Origin of the sequence: Marinobacter panjinensis, from assembly GCF_005298175.1 — a bacterium.
GTDB classification, from domain to species: domain Bacteria; phylum Pseudomonadota; class Gammaproteobacteria; order Pseudomonadales; family Oleiphilaceae; genus Marinobacter; species Marinobacter panjinensis.
The window spans coordinates 2,871,374-2,889,430 of sequence record NZ_SZYH01000001.1; the positions used below are offsets into that span (position 1 = coordinate 2,871,374).

An 18,057-nucleotide genomic window follows, 5' to 3' on the forward strand; every position below is an offset into this window, starting at 1 on the left:
CGATAGCGACGCTTTCGGGGGCAGGGTGCAATGGTAATCCTGTCCCCTCCGCCCTCGCTAGGTCCAGAACGCAGCGACCCGCTCAAACATCCAGAAGGACGCCAGCGACCCGATGGCATAGGCCGACAGGCGAAGCCCCCAGGCCGGGAAGCGACCGGTGATCGAGGTGACGGTTTGCCACAGCAAAACCATGGCCCCGACAAACAGCAATTGGCCGGCCTCTACGCCGAGGTTGAACACCACCAGGGCGGTGGCGATGGCGCTCTGGGGCAGCCCGATCTCCCCCAGCGCCGCGGCAAACCCCAACCCGTGCAGCAGACCAAACGAGAAGGCGACGATCCAGGGCGCGCGGGCAGTGATGCCCGGCTTGCCCTGCTGGCCACGGATGATCTCGGTGGCCACGAACACGATGCTAAGGGCAATGCAGGCCTCCACCGGCGGCACGGGGATTCTGACCAGACCGACCGCAGCCAGGATCAGGGTAATGCTGTGGGCCACGGTAAAGGCGGTAATCGTGGCGACCAGCTTGCGCAGGTTCGGGATCAGCATCAGCAGGACCAGGACAAACAGCAGATGGTCCAGCCCGAACAGGATGTGCTCAACACCCAGCACGAAGTAGGTGATGGCGGTGTCCAGCCAGCTGGGTTTGGGGGTAATCCGGTGGTCCGTATCGCCGGGGGTGAACCGGTGGGTGCTGGCGGTGCCATCCTGGTATTCGATGCGCATCAGCGCCTCGGTGGTGGTCTTCTCCAGGCCATCAATGACGACGCGGGTGTTGGCCAGGTCATCGTTCGCTGAGACCCGCCACTGCTGGATGTGCGCACTGTTGACAAAGCCTCCGCGTCGCTCGGTTACCTCCTGTACAGAGTCATCGAACACGACGTTCAACGACAGTCTGGCATAGCTGCCCCGGGCGGGCACTTTCCAGAACACGTCGAACAGGCCGTCAGGGGTTTCCGTCAACTGGAGGTAGGCCGGGCGCAGATTGTCCGCCTGCACGGGGGTGACCAGCAGCGCCAACAGCAACAGCAGGCTGTATCGCAGGCTCATGAACTAGGCTCCCGGTCCTCCGGCCAGCGGACCACCACATCGTAGTCTTCCCGCAGGCGTTCGTGCACCTGACGGCGCAGGGTCTGGGTGTGCTCGTTACGCCAGTCCCGCTCTACCTCGGCCATCACATCTTCCAGTGCCGGGGTCCGTGCCGGCTGGAAGTCCCGGATCCGCACAAAATGTACGCCCAGGCCCGAGGTGACCGGGCCCTGCCAGTCACCGACCGGCAGATCAGCCAGCGAGCGGGTGAAGCCACCACCAAAGGTGCGGTCCAGCTCCCGGCCGGATACGGACTCGAAGTGTCGGGGAATCATGGCCGAATCACTTTCCACCGCCTCGTCCGCGGCGAGCTGGGCGGTGACCTCGTCAATCCGCTGGTCCAGTTGCTCCCGGGGCATGTCGTTACGAAGGTAAACCTGCTCCAGCGAGACCCTGGCCGGTTGCCGGTAGCGTTCAGTGTTGTCCGCCAGGTACTGGGCCAGCCGCTCCCGATCCGGGGAAACCCGGTCTGCGACATCATCGGTGTAGAACTCCATTTTTTGGCGCAGGCGTCGGCGGATCACCGTATCGTTCTTGTCGATGCCCATGGCCAGGGCCTGGCGATAGAGGATTTCCTCTACCACGAAGTCATTCACCAGTGCATCCAGTTCGTCCCTGGTGGGCGGTCGCTGCCAGGTCTGACGGAAATTGCCAGCCAGCTGCTCGATGCGTTCCGGGCTGACGACAATGCGGTCATCCGCGCTCATCTCACCCGGGTTCAGATAGAGGTAGAGAGCAAAGAAGGCGGCGCCGATGGTCAGGAAATGCAGCAGCGGTTCTTTCAGTAGCGATTTCATAGTGCCTGTCATGACTCCGGGGTGTACCAGATGGGTGAGGTGTAGGCTCTTTCCCGGGTCACCATCGGCACTTCCCCGGGCATTTCGATCTGGAAGCGTTTCGCTTCATAGGCGGTCCAGCGGGGCGTGGGGATTTCGATCACCCGGGCGTAGTAGAACGCCGGCTGGTCGGGGTTGAAATCCGGGTCCGTCCATACGGTCACCAGTTCCGGCGCGCCGATGCTGTTGGTCCAGCTGGCCTCTTCCACATTGACGGTGTTACCCACCGCGGGCAGGGTGCCGTCGTCGCCGATATCCCGATCACCGGCCCAGACCACATCGTGGACCACCTCGTGGGTGTTACCGTCCGCGTCCAGCCAGCCCTTGATGATCTGGATGCGATCCAGGTTGGCGCCGATGGGATCCCGCAGCGCCGCCACCAGGAAGGTGGGGGCGCCCTCACCATCGGATGGCTCCAGGTCCGCGCCCATGGGCACGCCCTTGTCGTAGCCAACCCAGCCTGGCTCCCGGGACTGGGCGTCTTCCTCGGTAAAGTTCCAGCCTCCGAAGAACCGCACGGTCATCCGGGGGCCGGTGCTGGCGTAGACTTCCCGGCGCTTCATGGCGTCCCAGATGGATTCGCGGGTATTTTCCTCGGCCCAGACGGCGGTATAACCGGCGGCGCTCATTTGCCAGCCCAGCACGGAACGGCCATCAAACGACAGGGTGACGTGCTCCCAGCGAGCGGCACTGGGTTCGACCCCGGAATGCTTGCCGAAGAAGTTGTCCTCCTCGGCGGTGCTCAGGCCGGTGTGGGTGTCGGTGCCGGAAACCAGGCCGAACTTGAACGGATTGGTGCCCAGTTCGCGCTCCAGTTTCAGCCCGTTCTTGAAGGCTTCCCGGGCGTATTCGTACTGGATCATGCCCGGTTCCTTGGGGGTCAGGTTGAGGTTGCCGGCATCCCAGGTTTCGAAGTCTGCAAATTCATCGGTCGGTGACAGGGTCGGGTGGGTTTCCCCGTCGCCCTTGATCTGGGTGACTTCGTACACGGGCTCCCACTTCATGCGGGCTTCGGCATACTGCCGGGTCAGCGGGTCGCCGCTATAGGTTTCCTCGGCATTGAACATCAGTCCATTGGACAGGTTGCCATTATGGGGAATGGCGAGTATCCGTCCTCCGGTGGTGTCCTCATAGTCCGCCATCCAGTTCCAGAGATCCTCAGGGTCCACGCTCTCGAAGGTGGTGTAGGGGGTCACCTGATCCGCCAGGGACTTGCCATCCCGGTAAACGAGGTTGCGGTGCATGTTGTTGCCAGGGCCGGGGTTGGGGGTCCACTCGTAGCCAATGAAGGCGGAGAACCGGCCGGGCTCGTTGTACTCCTCGACGATGGCCGTGTATTTCTCCCAGGTGCTCTGCAGGAATTCCTTGGACTGGGCCACCTCCGGCAGCTCACCGTTGCCCTGCATCTGGATGGCCTGCATGGCGGCGTCGGTAATCTGGTCAAGGTCGCCGCTGTTCATGGCTTCGTTCCAGCCCTTAAGCAGCTCGTCGTCCATCAGGTCTTCACGGCCGGAGCGCAGTTCGGCGGTAAAACCAAGGGAGTCAGAGTGGTCAGTCATCACGATCCAGTCCAGGGGCCGGGAGAGCCGGACCGGCACGCCGAAGGTGGACTCGACCTCTTCGCCGCGGGCAAACTGCAGGGCTTCTTCCGGTCCGACCGTGGCAATGAAGCCGGCATCAAACGACCATTCGGTATGCACATGCTGGTCGCCCCAGAGCGGTCGCATCGGGAAGGGGCGGCTGGCGTAGGGGGAATAGCTCCGGTCGCCTAGCCGTTCGGTGGCGCTAATGGCAGCCGGATCAATAGTGCCACCATCGCCGGAATGGGCGGTTTCCTGTGCGGCGGAGGTGGAGGCTGCAGTGGCCAGTATCAGGGTGGCGAGGGAGATGGGCGCAAAAGCAGCGGGAATGCCAATCGCGTGCAGGGAGTTCCTTTCCATGACGGGGCCTCGTGGGACTGTCTTGTGAAACCGTCGCCTGCAGGGCACGCAGACGCCCGGGTCTGGTATCAGCTGGGCTACAGCACAATAAAACAGCCGCTCTCTATTTTTTAGTACAGGATGAGGGGCAAGTAAAGGGCAACGGAAAGGGGAACGAGCGGCTGTCAGACAGCCGCTCCGACGCCACTCATAATCCGGGTGGTGCAAGAAGCGGCACCGCCGAAATCTACCGGCAGGTGGATATCATCGCTGAGGTCAAAGCCAGCCAATTCACCACGATTCCCCTCATGTCCGTTCATGCTCTGAAATTCTCAAAATGTCCGAAAGTTTCGTAAATTCCTTCCCTTTTCATTGTCCTGTAACGGGTTTTAGCGCATTTTTAGACGGTTCTTATACTAAGATCGTAACCAGAATTGGCAAAAAAATGGTATCTTAGTAGGCCTATCAAAAGTTCCCAATCAGTCATTGCTCAGGTCGGGCGTTCACAAGACACCTGACCCCGCCATGACCGTCCTGAACTCACCCATTAGCCTGAGGACGAAAATGACATCATCCAAAGCAAAGATCATTTACACCCTGACCGACGAGGCGCCAGCACTGGCGACCCGGTCGCTGCTACCGATTCTTGAAACCTACGCCAAGCCGGCGGGCATCGAATTTGAAACCAGTGATATTTCCCTGGCGGCGCGTATTCTGGCGTTGTTTCCAGATTACCTTGAGGAGGGCCAGCAGGTCCCCGACGACCTGAAAGCACTGGGTGATTACACCAAGGATCCGGAAGCCAACATCATCAAGCTTCCCAACATCAGCGCGTCCATTCCCCAGCTGCGGGCAGCCATCAACGAGCTCAATGAGCAGGGCTACAAGCTGCCCGAGTACAAGGAAAACCCGCAAACCGACGAAGAAAACGAAATCCACGCCCGTTATTCCAAAGTACTGGGCAGTGCCGTCAATCCAGTACTGCGGGAAGGCAACTCCGACCGTCGTGCTCCGACGGCCGTAAAAGCCTTTGCCCGCAAGCATCCCCACACCATGGGCGAGTGGAGCCCGGCGTCACGCACTCACGTGGCTCACATGCGTGGTGGCGACTTCTATTCCAACGAGCAGTCGCTGACTCTGGACAAGGCCACCAACGCCCGTATCGTGTTCGAAAATGCAAAGGGCGAGCAGACCGTACTGAAGAGCGAGCTGCCGCTGCAGGAAGGCGAAGTGCTGGATGGCATGTTCATGAGCTGCAAGGCTTTGCGCAAGTTCTTCGAAGACTGCATCGAGGATTGCGATAAAACCGGCGTAATGTTCTCCCTCCACGTCAAAGCGACCATGATGAAGATCTCCCACCCGATCGTGTTTGGTCACGCGGTGAAGATTTTCTACAAGGAGCTGTTCGACAAGTACGGAGAGCTGTTTGATGAGCTGGGCGTCAACCCCAACAACGGCTTGTCCAGCGTTACCGAGAAGATCAAACAGCTGCCGGAATCCAAGCAGGAGCAGATCCTCGAAGACCTGCACGCCTGCTATGAGCACCGCCCGGAAATTGCCATGGTGGACTCGGTGAAGGGTATCACCAACCTGCATGTGCCCAGTGACGTCATTGTAGACGCTTCCATGCCGGCAATGATCCGTAACTCTGGCAAGATGTGGGCGCGGGACAACAAGCTCAAGGACACCAAGGCGGTGATGCCGGAAAGCACCTACGCCACCATCTACCAGGAAGTGATCAACTTCTGTAAGACCCATGGCGCCTTTGATCCCACCACCATGGGCACCGTGCCGAACGTCGGCCTGATGGCCCAGAAGGCGGAGGAGTACGGCTCCCACGACAAGACCTTTGAAATCAAGGAAGACGGTGTTGTTCGCGTTGTCGCTGAAGATGGCACGGTACTGACCGAGCACAAGGTCGAGAAGGGCGATATCTGGCGCGCCTGCCAGACCAAGGACCTGCCGATCCGTGACTGGGTCAAGCTGGCGGTAAACCGCGCCCGTGCCACCGGCATGCCGGCCCTGTTCTGGCTGGACGATGAACGTCCTCACGATGCCGAGCTGATCAAGAAAGTGGAGATGTATCTCAAGGAGCATGACACCGAAGGTCTGGAAATTCTGATCAAGTCCCCGGTGCGTGCCATCCGCTGGACCATGGAGCGTCTGATCCGTGGCCTGGATACCATTTCTGTCACCGGCAACGTACTGAGGGACTATCTCACTGACCTGTTCCCGATTCTGGAGCTGGGTACCAGTGCCAAGATGCTCTCCATCGTACCGTTGCTTAACGGCGGTGGCCTGTATGAAACCGGCGCCGGCGGTTCGGCACCCAAGCACGTCCAGCAGCTGCTGCAGGAGAACCACCTGCGCTGGGATTCACTGGGTGAGTTCCTGGCAACCGCGGTTTCCCTGGAAGAGCTGGGCGAAAAGCAGGGCAACGAGCGTGCCCGCCTGCTTGGCCTGACTCTGGACAAGGCCACTGAGCGCCTGCTGGAAAACAACCAGTCGCCGTCACGCAACACCGGTGAGCTGGATAACCGCGGCAGCCACTTCCATCTGGCCCGTTACTGGGCAGAAGCGTTGTCGAAGCAGGATGACGACAAGGATCTGAAAGCCTTTTTTGAGAAGCTGTCAAAGCAACTTGAGGACAACAAGGACAAGATTCTGGAAGAAATGAGCGTGATCCAGGGTCACCCGGCAGACATCGGTGGTTATTATCACCCGCCTGCCGAAAAAGTCTGCAAGATCATGCAGCCAAGCGAGACCTTCAACAAGATCCTGGCCGATGCCCGGGCGTCTGTGAAGTAAACCAGAAGCAGGCAGGCGGGTCTGTTACCCGACTGCCTGAAAAAACCGGACAGCCTGCGAAGGCTCTCCGGTTTTTCTGGTTCCGGGGCCAGTGTTATTGCTTCGGGACGGTTCTTCCCAGTGCACCGGCAAAGGTCCGGAGATCTGCCAGTGGCAGCGCACGGGAGTACCAGAAGCCCTGATAGCCGCTGCACCCGAATTGCTGCAGTAATCTGAATTGTTCTTCGGTTTCCACCCCCTCAGCTACCACACTCATTCCCAACTCCCGGGCCATGGACAGGGTTCCGCGGGTGATCGCCGCATCACTGGCGTTGGAGGTAATGCCATTAACAAACGAACGGTCGATCTTGATCCTGTTAACCGGCATGTCACGCATGTAGCTGAGGCTTGAGAACCCGGTGCCGAAGTCGTCGATCGCCACTTCGATACCCATGTTCCGGATTTCCCGCAACTGTCTGATGACATCCTTGGGGTCCGTGAGAAACACGTTCTCGGTAATTTCAACACAGAGCTGTCCTGGTGCCAGCTGGTATTGATCATTAAGGCGAGCCAGCTGTTCAACCAGGTTGTGGCGATGAAACTGCAGCGGTGAAAGGTTGATGGAGATGCTTGGCACACCGATTTCAGCCAGTTCCGCTGCCCTGGCAAAGGCCTCCTGCATGACCCACTCACTGATGGGCAGGATCTGCCCCGTGCGCTCCGACAGAGCTATGTACTCCGCGGGCGAGATATAGCCGCGGTCAGGGTGATTCCAGCGAATCAGTGCCTCAACACCGACAATGGCAAGCTCGTTATTGAACAGCGGTTGGTAGAACAGCTCAAACTGGTTCGTGGCCAGTGCCTGCTGAAGTTGCTGGCGCAACGCGACTTCGTGTTGCACGCGACGATCGAGGGTCTTGTTGAACCATTGCCAGGTGTTACCGCCGAGCTTTTTGGCCTCGTACATCGCCATGTCGGATTGCTGTATCAACAGCATGGAGTTATCCAGCGTACCCTTTGCTGTCGCGATGCCTATGGCGGCAGACAGGGTGATCTCCACGTCCTCATTGAGAAAAGGCCTGGAGAACTGCTCCAGGACGACGTCGGCCACCCGGTTTATAGCCTGGCGTTCTTCCAGGGCGGGTACGAGAGCGACAAACTCATCACCACCAAACCGCACCAGAGTGGAATCAACTGGAAGAACGGCTTCCAGCCGCCTGGCAGTCTGGGCCAGTATCTCATCGCCAAAGGCATGGCCAAGGCTGTCGTTGATGGGTTTGAAGCCGTCCAGGTCGATGAACAGGGCATGGATGGCCAGTTGCCGGGCCCGGGCCCGGCGACAGATCCCTTGCAGGTGGGATTCCAGGTATATGCGGTTGGGGAGCCCGGTCAGGGAGTCATGGCTGGCCTGGAAAGTCAGAACCTCTTCCTGCCGTATGCGGTCGCTGATGTCGGTCTGGATGCCGATGAAGTGCGTCACCTCTTCGTCAGAGTCCCGCACCGGTGCGATGTAAAGGTCGTTCCAGAAGCTGCTGCCGTCTTTACGATAATTCAGCAATGAGGTATGGACTTCGCGCATGCCGGCAAGGCCTGCGCGAATACTGGCGACGGCAGTTTTGCTGGTATCACGTCCCTGGAGGAAACGGCAATTCGCACCAATTATGTCGGCGGCACGGTAGCCGGTCATCCGTTCAAAGGCCGGGTTCACATAAATAAGCGGGAACCCGGGCGCCCTGGCATCGGCAATGGTTACCCCGCTTGAGGATGCTTCCACGCTGCGCTCCAGAATGCGAAGGCGAGCCTCGGTCTGGCGTTCACGGGTCCGGTCTCTGGCCTGCCCGTGGACACCGGTAATCTGACCGTTCACGATGATGGGAATATTGAGTATGTCCAGCTGCAGAATCTCACCGCGCATATTCTCGATCCGGATCTCATAGCGCTGATGGTTGCCGGCCAGGGTTGCCTCGAAATAGCGGCGTGTGCGTTCCCTGTCTTCTGCCAGGATGATCGTTTCATAATGCTGGCAGAGAATATCCTCTTCCTTCGCCCCGATCAGGTCGCAACCCGCCTGGTTGATCTGCACGAACTCGCCTGCGGGATTCAGGGTGAAAACCGCATCGGGGTTATAGGTAAACAACGATCGGTAATGCTGCTCGTTGTATTCGTGCGAAGACGGATCGGGCAAGGTTTACCTCTCGGGTGGCTGTCGGCTAAAACGGACGGTTTTTCCTGCGCCCCTACACTAGGCCAGAAAATCACAAATAGCACCCCCACTGTGTTCCGCTTCGTTGCTCGATCGTAATCAATTGCAAATCGCTCTCGACGCTTCAGCGCTCAGTGACTAAGTTCAAGGCATACTGTCATATTTTATATTCCTTCGATGGATGCGCTATCGAGGGCACTGTTGGCTTTACGGAGGCAGGGTCTGAATGGACAAACTTAAAGGCCGCCATACGCCACTGCGCAGAGCCTTGTGGGTGGTGAGCCTCTATCTGCTGGCGGGATGGATATGGATAACCTTTTCCGACTACCTTGCCGAACAGTGGTTTCCGGATCCTGAGGCCCTGAGCCGTGTGCAGACCTACAAGGGAATCCTGTTTGTTCTGGCGACGGCACTGGTGTTGTTTCTGGCCTTGATGCGACAGCTCGGCAGCGACCGGACCATGTTGTCCCTTCATCACCACCAGCGCGAGGAAATACGAAACCTGAATCAGTTTCGTGAAAGTGTGATTGAGCGGGCGAATGTCTGGATTAACGTGCTCGACCCGATGGGGCGGGTCGTGCTCTGGAACAAGGCGGCCGAGGAAATAAGCGGTTATCGGCGGGATGAGGTTCTGGGCTCCGACGAAATCTGGCCATGGCTTTACCCGGACGACGATGAGCGCGCAAGAATTCGTGCCCGCGCTGAAGAAATTCTTCGGGATGAAGGCGAAGTGGTCGGTTACGAGACCCGTATCATCACCCGAGATGGCAGCCGGAGATTGATATCCTGGAATTCCCGCAGCCTCAGGAATGATGATGGCGAAATCGTCGGTTCTATTGCTATTGGCCAGGATATTACTGATATACGCGAGGCGGAAACCACCATTCGTCAGCGCGAACGGCAGTTATCGACGCTTATGGATAACCTGCCTGGTATGGCTTATCGCTGTCGATACGATGAGCACTGGACCATGCTGTTCGTGTCCAGCGGATGTCGCGAACTGACCGGCTACGAACCGGATGATCTGGTAAACAACAAGCGGGTCAGTTTTGCCGAGCTGATCTCTGATGACGGTGAAGAAAGCAACTTGAGGACGGTTGAGTCAGCCATCGGGAATGCCGAACCCTATTCCCTCGAGTACGCTATTGTTCGCAAAGACGGCCAGTGTATTTGGGTCTGGGAGCGGGGTAGAGCCGTCGAGGACAATGGCGACCTGGTGCTGGAAGGCATCATCCTCGACATTTCCGATCGCAAGGCGCTTGAGGTTGAGTTGTCCGAACTGGCCACCCGGGATCCACTGACCGGCCTGTTTAACCGTCGTGAAATGGCCCGGTTACTGGATGAAGAGATCGTCCGGGCCAAACGCTATGGCCGCGCCTTGTCGCTACTGTGGATCGATTTTGACCATTTCAAGCATATCAACGATGACTACGGCCATGCGGCCGGGGATTCGGTGCTGAAAGCGACCAGTGGATTATTGGCGGACAGCGTTCGCAGTGTCGACGTGATCGGTCGTTTCGGAGGAGAAGAGTTTGTTATTCTTTTGCCAGAGATGAATCGCTCCGAGGCAAGCGAAACCGCCGAACGCCTGCGCGGGCTGATCAGTGACACACCGCAACCCCTGGGTGACGGCAGAACGGTGCCGCTGACCATCAGTATCGGGGTGTCAGTGTTTCCGGACAATGGTGCCGATGCCAGTGCCCTTTGTGCCGCGGCCGACAAGGCGATGTATCAGGCCAAATCGAACGGACGCAACCAGGTGGTTCTGGCGCCACTGGTCGAACAAGCCCATAATTCGTGAATAACCACCGACAACAAAGGTCAAGTGATGAACCGAATTGCCCGCCGTGCCCTTCATACCTGTGCCGTCCCCGATGATCTGGCGTCTGTAACCTGTCGCGACGTGGATGGAGAAAGGCCGGAACGGGCGGGTGTGTCCCTGGAGGTTGTGGAAGATATCTGGCGCTGCGTGGAAAAACTTTACCGTACCGGTGTGCATCCCGGGCTACAGCTGTCGGTCAGACACCGGGGCGAGCACATTCTGCATCGAGCCATAGGCCATGCTACGGGCAATGGCCCCGGTGATGGACCTGGCGCCATAAAAGTACCCATGACCACTGATACCCCTATTTGCTATTTTTCCGCATCGAAGGCGGTTACCGCGTTGCTGATGCATATCCTGGCGGAGCAGGGACTGGTGAACCTGATGGACCCGGTGTCCTATTACTGCCCGGAGTTTGCCGCTGGCGGCAAGCGCACGATCACCGTTCACCAGATTCTTTCCCATCGTGGGGGTATACCGGCAATTCCGCGGGAAACACCCATTGATGTGCTCTGGGACAGGGATGAAATCTGGCGGTTATTGTGTGAAGCAAAACCGGTGGAGGTGGATGGCGCCAAGGTGGCCTACCATGCCATCACCGGTGGCTTTGTGTTGCAGCGGGTGCTGGAGAAAGTTACCGGCGACACCATAGAAGCGTTTATTGACCGTTACATTCGAAAGCCGATGGGCATGCGCTGGTTTACCTACGGCATTGCTCCGGAGCATGTCCCGGAACTGGCCAGCAATTACGCTACCGGGCCAACCCCGCGTTTTCCGGTGTCCTGGATAGTTAATCGTGCCCTCGGCGGTGATATCCGCACCGTGGAGCGAGTGGTGAATGATCCACGCTTCCAGGAGGCGGTAATTCCGGCCGGCAACCTGTGTGGAACGGCGGAAGAAATGGGCCGGTTTTTCCAGATGATGCTTAATGGTGGCGTCTGGAATGGCAAGCGCATTTGCAGTGAAATGACCGTCAGGCGTTCCATTCAGCAGTTTGGTTCATTGCAGATTGACCGCACCATGATGATTCCCATGCGCTTCAGCGCCGGCATGATGCTTGGTGGTAATCCCATGGGGCTATGGGGTCAGAACAGCCGTTATGCCTTTGGCCATGTCGGGCTGATCAACAAATTGTGCTGGGCGGATGCGGCGCGGGATATTTCCGTCAGCCTGCTCAATACCGGCATACCGATAGTCGGCCACCACATTCCCGCCCTTGCGCGCTTCATCTATACCGTGTGTGACCGTTTCCCTCTGATCCCCGAAAGCCAGCGGCCACTGGTTGCGGCCTGAGCGGCTTGCCCCCGGCGGGCCTTACATAGTGGCCAGCTGGGCCTCGAGTATACCCAGCACTGATGACAGGATGTCCCGGAAGTCTGTCAGTGTCTGGGTTCTCTGAATCACATCTTCCCGGTTTTCATCCAGCCGCTCCAGCTTCGGCACCACACGCCGTATACCTTCGGTTATGACTTCATAGGGATAGTGGTGATCCATGATGCTGAGCTTGTTCATCTCCGCCACTTCCTGGCTGAAGATACTGATGATGTCGTACAGCATGTCCTTGTGAACAATAGAGCTGGCTTCCCAGTAGGCGTCATCAAGCAGTTCCAGTAGCGATAGATATTCCCGCAGTGTATCGGCGACGGATGTCTGGCTCATAAGTAAGGTTCCCGGTCCCTGAATGGATATAGACACTGAATGGAACTATAGCAGGGGTTTTTGCGTGTGGTTTTATGAGTGGCACTGTTGCACAGTGCAAATATGAAACTCTATTCATTTTTATTGAAGTTTGTCTGACAGTTGTGCAGTATTGCAACGAACCTCGCAATAAAGTAGGGAACCTGAGGTGTCGGCGTATTGATCACAAATACTCAGTGGAAGAGGACGATCATGGATAAATACACCCGGTCTCAGGCCATGACTGACCAGCCAAGGACCGTAAAGCTTGACCACCACGACAGTGTTCGCACCCATGTCTGCCAGCAGATCAGCACGGAAGTGGAACGTCTCGAGCGCCGTATCGAAACCCTGCGACTGACCAACGCCCCCCATACCGCGATCATGATTTCCACCTATGAGCGGATGATCGACCGCAAGAAAGGCTTTCTCAGGAACTGGAACCTGTAGGTCAGCGCCAACTACTGACGCTGCTCAATGGGAACGGTATTGTAAACAATGGGTTCGTTCTCTCCTTTAAGACACTCAACGGGGTTCGGGTTTGTATCTGTCCCGGTTTCCTCAGACGAACCCTCTGGAGTGCCCGAAAAGTAGAACACACTGACGGTGCTCTGTTGATAGTCCAGTTCCGCACAAATATAGCTTGGTTCCTGCCCGTTTAAAGTGATTCCTGACGTCTGTTTTAATACCAGGGTACCTGATTGTTCGCCGGTGAAGACCTGGAAAAACTCGATGTTTCCCAGCTCCCGTCCGGTCATGCTGGTCGCTGCGAACTCCGGTTGATTATAACCGCTGGCCGAAAAACCTTTGTTCGCATACTGGGCGCTCCACCCCAGACTCAGGAGTTCTGGTGGATTGGGCTCATCGTCGTTGGGTGCTCTTGCAATAAACTGTATAGCGCTGAAAATCCTGTCGCTCTGGGGAACACTGGTCCAGTCAAGCAGCGGATAAATCCAGCGCTGGTCGGGTTCAGGGTCCGCTCCGTTATTGCCGCCGGTTTCGGTGAACCGGATAAGGGCGTTGTTGCTACGCGTGTTGTAAGTGGCGGGCTCACCTCTGTCCATGCTGTCCCGCATCAGCTGACGGCCCACGTCAAAGTTGTTTACCTGGTTGCTTGCGATGACATGGCGCAGGAAATCCAGGGGATTGCGTGCACTGGTGTAGCTGGTGCCGTCGTCACTGGGCGTGAGGCCCATGAGCAGGTCCAGACGTCCACGCAGCTGGGCTGTCACATCCGCACTCTCGTCGCTCTCCCCGTCAGCCGGTTCCAGCCCGCGGTAGAAGTCATGGAAAAGGGTTTGTGGCAGTACCTCCGGCAGGCCTTCTTCATTGCTGAGTTCGAAGCTCTCGAAAGACAGGGAGACACTCTCGGCCGGGTTATGAAAATTGCTGCCAGACGATGAGTCCGGTCCGCAGCCGGCCAGAAACACGGCAAGCAGCGGTACAGCGGCGAAAATGCAGGAATGTCTCATTTCGTGTGACCCCGAGATGCGTAATCGCAAGTAAAACGCTAAAGTGTTTGGCGGTGGTGCCGCTGAAACCCGCGGCCCGTGCATGACAGCTGACAATAAATCAAAAAGCAGGCATCTGCCCTCGCGGAGATCACATTTTGCAGCAATGGGAATGTCACGTCCGATGGCTCAGGATTCTGGTGCTTGCGGTACTGGCTGTTGTCATCCCGGCTTCGGCCATGGCGCAGGAACGCTGCCAGGACGGTGAAATCCGGCTGAACGACGCCACTGCCAGTGTGCGTGACCTCGGTAGTTGTATCTGGTACCTGGAAGACCCTGAGCACACCCTGGGCTTCAACGATATCCAGGACGGCAGCGCCGGGCCTTTTAACCGTCACGAAGGCGGCGTGCTGAATTTCGGCTATACCGAGTCTGCCTACTGGACCCGGTTTGACCTGCAGGTAGGTGCCGGTGCGGCCCTGACCGACTGGATACTGGAGCTTGCGCTGCCACTAGTGGATGAAGTGGTGCTCTACGTAGTGCAGGACGGTGAACTGGTGGAGCAGCGCCGGGCAGGTTACGAGGGCGACTGGTCAGGACGTGACCTGGCAGTGCCTAACCCCACGTTCAGGCTGTCGCTGGAGCCGGGCACCTCTACACGCATCTATCTGCGAATCACCAATACCAACACCTTCCGTCTGCCGATCACGCTCTGGCATCCGGATGCCTACATAGAAAAGGTGTCCGTGGACGAAGCCGTGCGCGGCATCCTGCTGGGCAGTATTCTGGCCATTCTCGCCTATAACCTGTTTGTGGCGGTTGCCGTGCGGGAGCGCAGCAACATCTATTATGTGCTCTACCTGGTGTCGGCCACGGTGTTTATTGCCACTGAACAGGTGCACGGCATCCAGCTGCTGGAAGAGCGCCCCGCTCTGTTGAACAAGGAGTACCTGCACTACCAGATCATTATGACCTGGTTCTGGGGCCTGTTAATGGCCCGTTCCCTGCTGGAAACCCGGGAGCGATCGGCAGATCTGGACAAGGTTATCCAGCTTTGCCTGTACTCCATCGTCGCGACGTTTGTGCTGTCCCTGTTTCTGCCCTATCACACCGCGATGGAATGGATCGTACTGGCTTCGATTCTGCTCAGCGTGATCCTGATTGTGGTCAGTTATCTGTCATGGCGTTACTACAACCCGGCAGCACGTTCCTACTTCTTCGCCTGGACGCTGGCGCTGGTGGGCTTCGGCATCTACGGCCTCACCGTAATGGGCTATCTGCCGCTGAATATGTTCACGACCTATGCCCCGCAGTTCGGGCTGACCGCCCAGATTATCCTGTTCTCGTTTGCCCTCGCCGACCGCATCAAGCAGGTCCAGGGTGAGGCGCTGGGCTGGAGTCAGCGGGCACTGGCCAACCTGCGCCGCTACCAGTCGCTGTTTGACAACGCCATCGAGGGGGTGTTCCAGATGTCCCTGGACCGGCGTTTTGTCACCGCCAATCCGGCTATGGCCAGATTGATGGGATACAGCAGCAGCCGTGAGCTGCTTGACCGGAACCCGGACGCCCTGGAGACCTGTTTTGCGGACCAACGGGTTCGCCGCTGGGTGATCGGGCAGTTGGAGTCCCGGGGTACCGTCAAAGGCATTGAGGCGAGGTATTACACCCGCTCCGGAGAAGAGCGCTGGGCCACCATTTCCCTTCACACCGTGTATGACAACGACGGCGAGCCCGCGCATCTTGAAGGTACCTGTATCGATGCCACCGAACGGCACCAGCGCCAGCGCATCGAGCGCGAGCGGGAACAGGAGCGCCTGGAGAAGGAGCTGGCCCGTAACTCGGCAGAGGCCAAAAGCCAGTTCCTGGCCAACATGAGCCATGAAATCCGCACGCCGCTGGCGGCTATCATCGGTTATGGTGAAACCCTGCTCGACCCGGATCTCACCGAGAAGGAAAAGCACAGCAGCGCGGAAACGGTCGTCCGCAGCGGCCGACACCTGCTGGACCTGATCAACGATATCCTGGACCACTCGAAAATTGATGCCAACAAGCTGGACGTGGACGTGGTTTCGGTCAATCTGCCGGAACTGCTGGATGAAATCCGCGCCTTCTTTGCCCCGAGGGCGCGGGAGAAAGGGCTGGAGTTCCATGTTGTCTGTGAGTTTCCTTTGCCCGAGCAGATCGCCACGGACCCGACCCGCTTCCGTCAGATCATCATCAATCTGTGTGGAAATGCGCTTAAATTTACGGAAAAAGGGTCTATCTCCCTGAATATCCGCTGTGACCGGCAGCATCACAGGCTGGTCGCCAGAGTTGTGGACACCGGTATAGGTATGAAGCCGGAGCAACTGGGCCGGTTGTTTGATCCGTTTGCCCAGGGCAGCGCGGCTATTGCACGGCAGTACGGGGGCACCGGCCTGGGGTTGAGCATTTCCAGGCGGCTCGCGGAATTGCTGGGTGGCGAAATCTCGGTGACCAGCACCTATGGTGAGGGCAGCGAATTCGAGCTTTCCATTGATACCGGCCCACTGGAAAGTGTTCACTTCCTGCGCGATGGGTCGGAACTGTCCCAGCGCCGGCGCAGTATTCCCATGGTGGTGGCACCCCGGTTGTCCGGGCGAATTCTGTTGGCGGAAGACAACGATGTGAACCGTCGCCTGGTATCCCTGTTGGTAAGCCGCACCGGCGCAACGCTGGTCAATGTCAGCAACGGTGCTGAAGCACTGGACCTGGCATTACGGGAGTCGTTCGACCTGATTCTGATGGATATCCAGATGCCGGTCATGAACGGGCGCGACGCCACGGCTGCCATCCGGGAGGCGGGCCTGAATACCCCGGTGATTGCCCTCACCGCCAATGTCATGGCCGAGGATATTGCCGACTATCGCATGGCTGGCTGTAACGATCACCTGGCCAAGCCTATCGACAAGCAGCGGTTCTACGAGGTGCTGGCGCGTTATCTGGTGGTAAGGCCGGAAAGTGAGCAGGCAGGAGCCCGACGTTACTCCGGCACCGTACTGGTGGCCGAGGACAACGAAGACAATTGTCGGCTGGTGGAGCGAATGCTGCGTGCCCAGGGCCTTGAGGTTATTACCGTTGCCAGTGGTGATCAGGCGGTACGCAGGGCGCTGTCAGACTCCGTACAACTGGTACTGATGGACCGCCACATGCCTGAACTGGATGGGGTGGAAGCGACGCGATTACTGCGCCAGACCGGTTTCCGGCGTCCGGTGATCGCTTTTACCGCCGGCGACCAGTCCGAGAACGAAGCGCTGCTGGAAGCGGGGTGCGATGGTGTGCTGAACAAGCCCATCGACCGTGACCATCTGCTGGCCACCCTGAATCGTTTTCTTGGCGATGCAGGTAGCGCAGAAAATTCGGCCATCAGTGAAGCCGATATTGCCCATCTGGTTGAGCGCTTTCTGGAAGGGCTTGGCAACAGAAAGGACGTAATGAGTGAGGCGGCAAGCGCTCATCATCGTGAGCGCTTGCAGACCGAGGCTCACCAGATCAAGGGCACCGCTGGGGCAATGGGGTATCCCGAGATGACTCGGCAAGCAGGTATACTGGAATTCTGTATGAAAGCCGAACCGCCGGATTGGGACCGGGTTCACAGAGAACTGCAAACCCTGAATGACATGATCGACCTGGCATTACAGGCCCGGGAGACGCAATCATGAAAACGGCCGCCACCGCCAACAAAACAGGAAGTCCGAGTAATGAGCGAAAACCAGCTGCCTGATGAACAGTATTCGTTGAGCATGATGTACGGCACCTATGCCGATATCCTGTTTGTCCTGTTCCCGTTTCTGGTCATCAGTATGCAACGGTTATGGGATGGCCAGCTCTACGAGACGCTGCTGCGACCGGACCTGAGCATTGCCGCCGCGATACTGGCGGGCCTGGCCATCGGCAAGTTCGTACTGGGCCTGGTCACTAATCGGGATCTTGGCCGCTACAAGGAACGCATTGTTTTCTTTATTGCGCTGACGCTGTTTCTGGTGCTGGGGCCCGCCATCATCCTGATGCTGAGCATTACCGGGAACCGTGACGTGCCCGGATTTGTGGCGTTTGTTCAGCCCATTCTGCTGATCATTGCCATTTCCCTCTACACGACGGCGGTGGGTATCAGTAATATCCTTACCCGGTCCGCACCGGATGCGGCAGGTCATGGCGGTAGTCACCCGGATAGTGGTCAGGACCCGGAACCGGCGACCACGAGACATGAGCCGCTGGCGATACCAAGGCGCACCGGCAACGATCCCCTTTGAGG

Annotated in this window: 12 protein-coding genes; 6 read left to right on the forward strand and 6 right to left on the reverse strand. The window is 58.1% G+C overall.

Annotation, left to right across the window (positions count from 1 at the left end):
* Positions 1-57: 57 nt before the first annotated feature.
* The 3 genes from FDP08_RS13160 to FDP08_RS13170 are packed head-to-tail and all read right to left on the reverse strand — an operon-like array spanning position 58 to position 3,865.
* Positions 58-1,050, reverse strand: coding sequence for a HupE/UreJ family protein (locus FDP08_RS13160; RefSeq protein ID WP_137436590.1), 993 nt, complete (start codon positions 1,048-1,050; stop codon positions 58-60).
* Entirely contained in the window at positions 1,047-1,886 is an 840-nt protein-coding gene (locus FDP08_RS13165) for a peptidyl-prolyl cis-trans isomerase (protein WP_170979032.1), read from the reverse strand. Before FDP08_RS13165 ends, FDP08_RS13160 begins: the two co-directional genes overlap by 4 nt.
* An 8-nt stretch (positions 1,887-1,894) precedes the next feature.
* A complete protein-coding gene (locus tag FDP08_RS13170) occupies positions 1,895-3,865 on the reverse strand; it encodes a DUF3604 domain-containing protein (protein ID WP_137436592.1) in 1,971 nt (656 codons plus the stop codon).
* Between the two features lie 543 nt (positions 3,866-4,408).
* Here FDP08_RS13170 and FDP08_RS13175 point away from each other — a divergent pair.
* Entirely contained in the window at positions 4,409-6,652 is a 2,244-nt protein-coding gene (locus tag FDP08_RS13175; RefSeq protein ID WP_137436593.1) for an NADP-dependent isocitrate dehydrogenase, read from the forward strand.
* Between the two features lie 94 nt (positions 6,653-6,746).
* Here the strand turns inward: FDP08_RS13175 and FDP08_RS13180 are convergent, their stop codons facing one another.
* Positions 6,747-8,816, reverse strand: a complete 2,070-nt coding sequence (locus FDP08_RS13180; protein WP_137436594.1) for a putative bifunctional diguanylate cyclase/phosphodiesterase — start codon at positions 8,814-8,816, stop codon at positions 6,747-6,749.
* 244 nt (positions 8,817-9,060) lie between these two features.
* On the opposite strand from FDP08_RS13180, the gene FDP08_RS13190 reads away from it, so the two are divergent.
* A complete protein-coding gene (locus FDP08_RS13190) occupies positions 9,061-10,635 on the forward strand; it encodes a sensor domain-containing diguanylate cyclase (RefSeq protein ID WP_137436595.1) in 1,575 nt (524 codons plus the stop codon).
* Between the two features lie 27 nt (positions 10,636-10,662).
* Entirely contained in the window at positions 10,663-11,949 is a 1,287-nt protein-coding gene (locus FDP08_RS13195; protein WP_137436596.1) for a serine hydrolase domain-containing protein, read from the forward strand.
* 21 nt (positions 11,950-11,970) lie between these two features.
* Here FDP08_RS13195 and FDP08_RS13200 read toward each other — a convergent pair whose 3' ends face one another.
* A complete protein-coding gene (locus FDP08_RS13200; protein WP_137436597.1) occupies positions 11,971-12,315 on the reverse strand; it encodes a hypothetical protein in 345 nt (114 codons plus the stop codon).
* A gap of 231 nt (positions 12,316-12,546) precedes the next feature.
* Here FDP08_RS13200 and FDP08_RS13205 point away from each other — a divergent pair, with 231 nt between their 5' ends.
* Positions 12,547-12,783 (forward strand): hypothetical protein, encoded by a 237-nt coding sequence (locus FDP08_RS13205; RefSeq protein WP_137436598.1) that lies wholly within the window; start codon positions 12,547-12,549, stop codon positions 12,781-12,783.
* Between the two features lie 11 nt (positions 12,784-12,794).
* Here the strand turns inward: FDP08_RS13205 and FDP08_RS13210 are convergent, their stop codons facing one another.
* Complete coding sequence (locus FDP08_RS13210) at positions 12,795-13,805, reverse strand: hypothetical protein (RefSeq protein ID WP_137436599.1); 1,011 nt, start codon at positions 13,803-13,805, stop codon at positions 12,795-12,797.
* Positions 13,806-14,023: 218 nt separating this feature from the next.
* Between FDP08_RS13210 and FDP08_RS13215 the strand changes: the two genes are divergently transcribed.
* Positions 14,024-17,464 carry a response regulator gene (locus FDP08_RS13215; protein WP_170979075.1) on the forward strand — a complete coding sequence of 1,147 codons (3,441 nt, stop codon included), beginning with the start codon at positions 14,024-14,026 and terminating at the stop codon, positions 17,462-17,464.
* A gap of 39 nt (positions 17,465-17,503) precedes the next feature.
* Positions 17,504-18,055: a hypothetical protein gene (locus FDP08_RS13220; protein ID WP_137436601.1), complete on the forward strand. Its 552-nt coding sequence runs from the start codon at positions 17,504-17,506 to the stop codon at positions 18,053-18,055.
* The last annotated feature ends 2 nt before the right edge of the window (positions 18,056-18,057 follow it).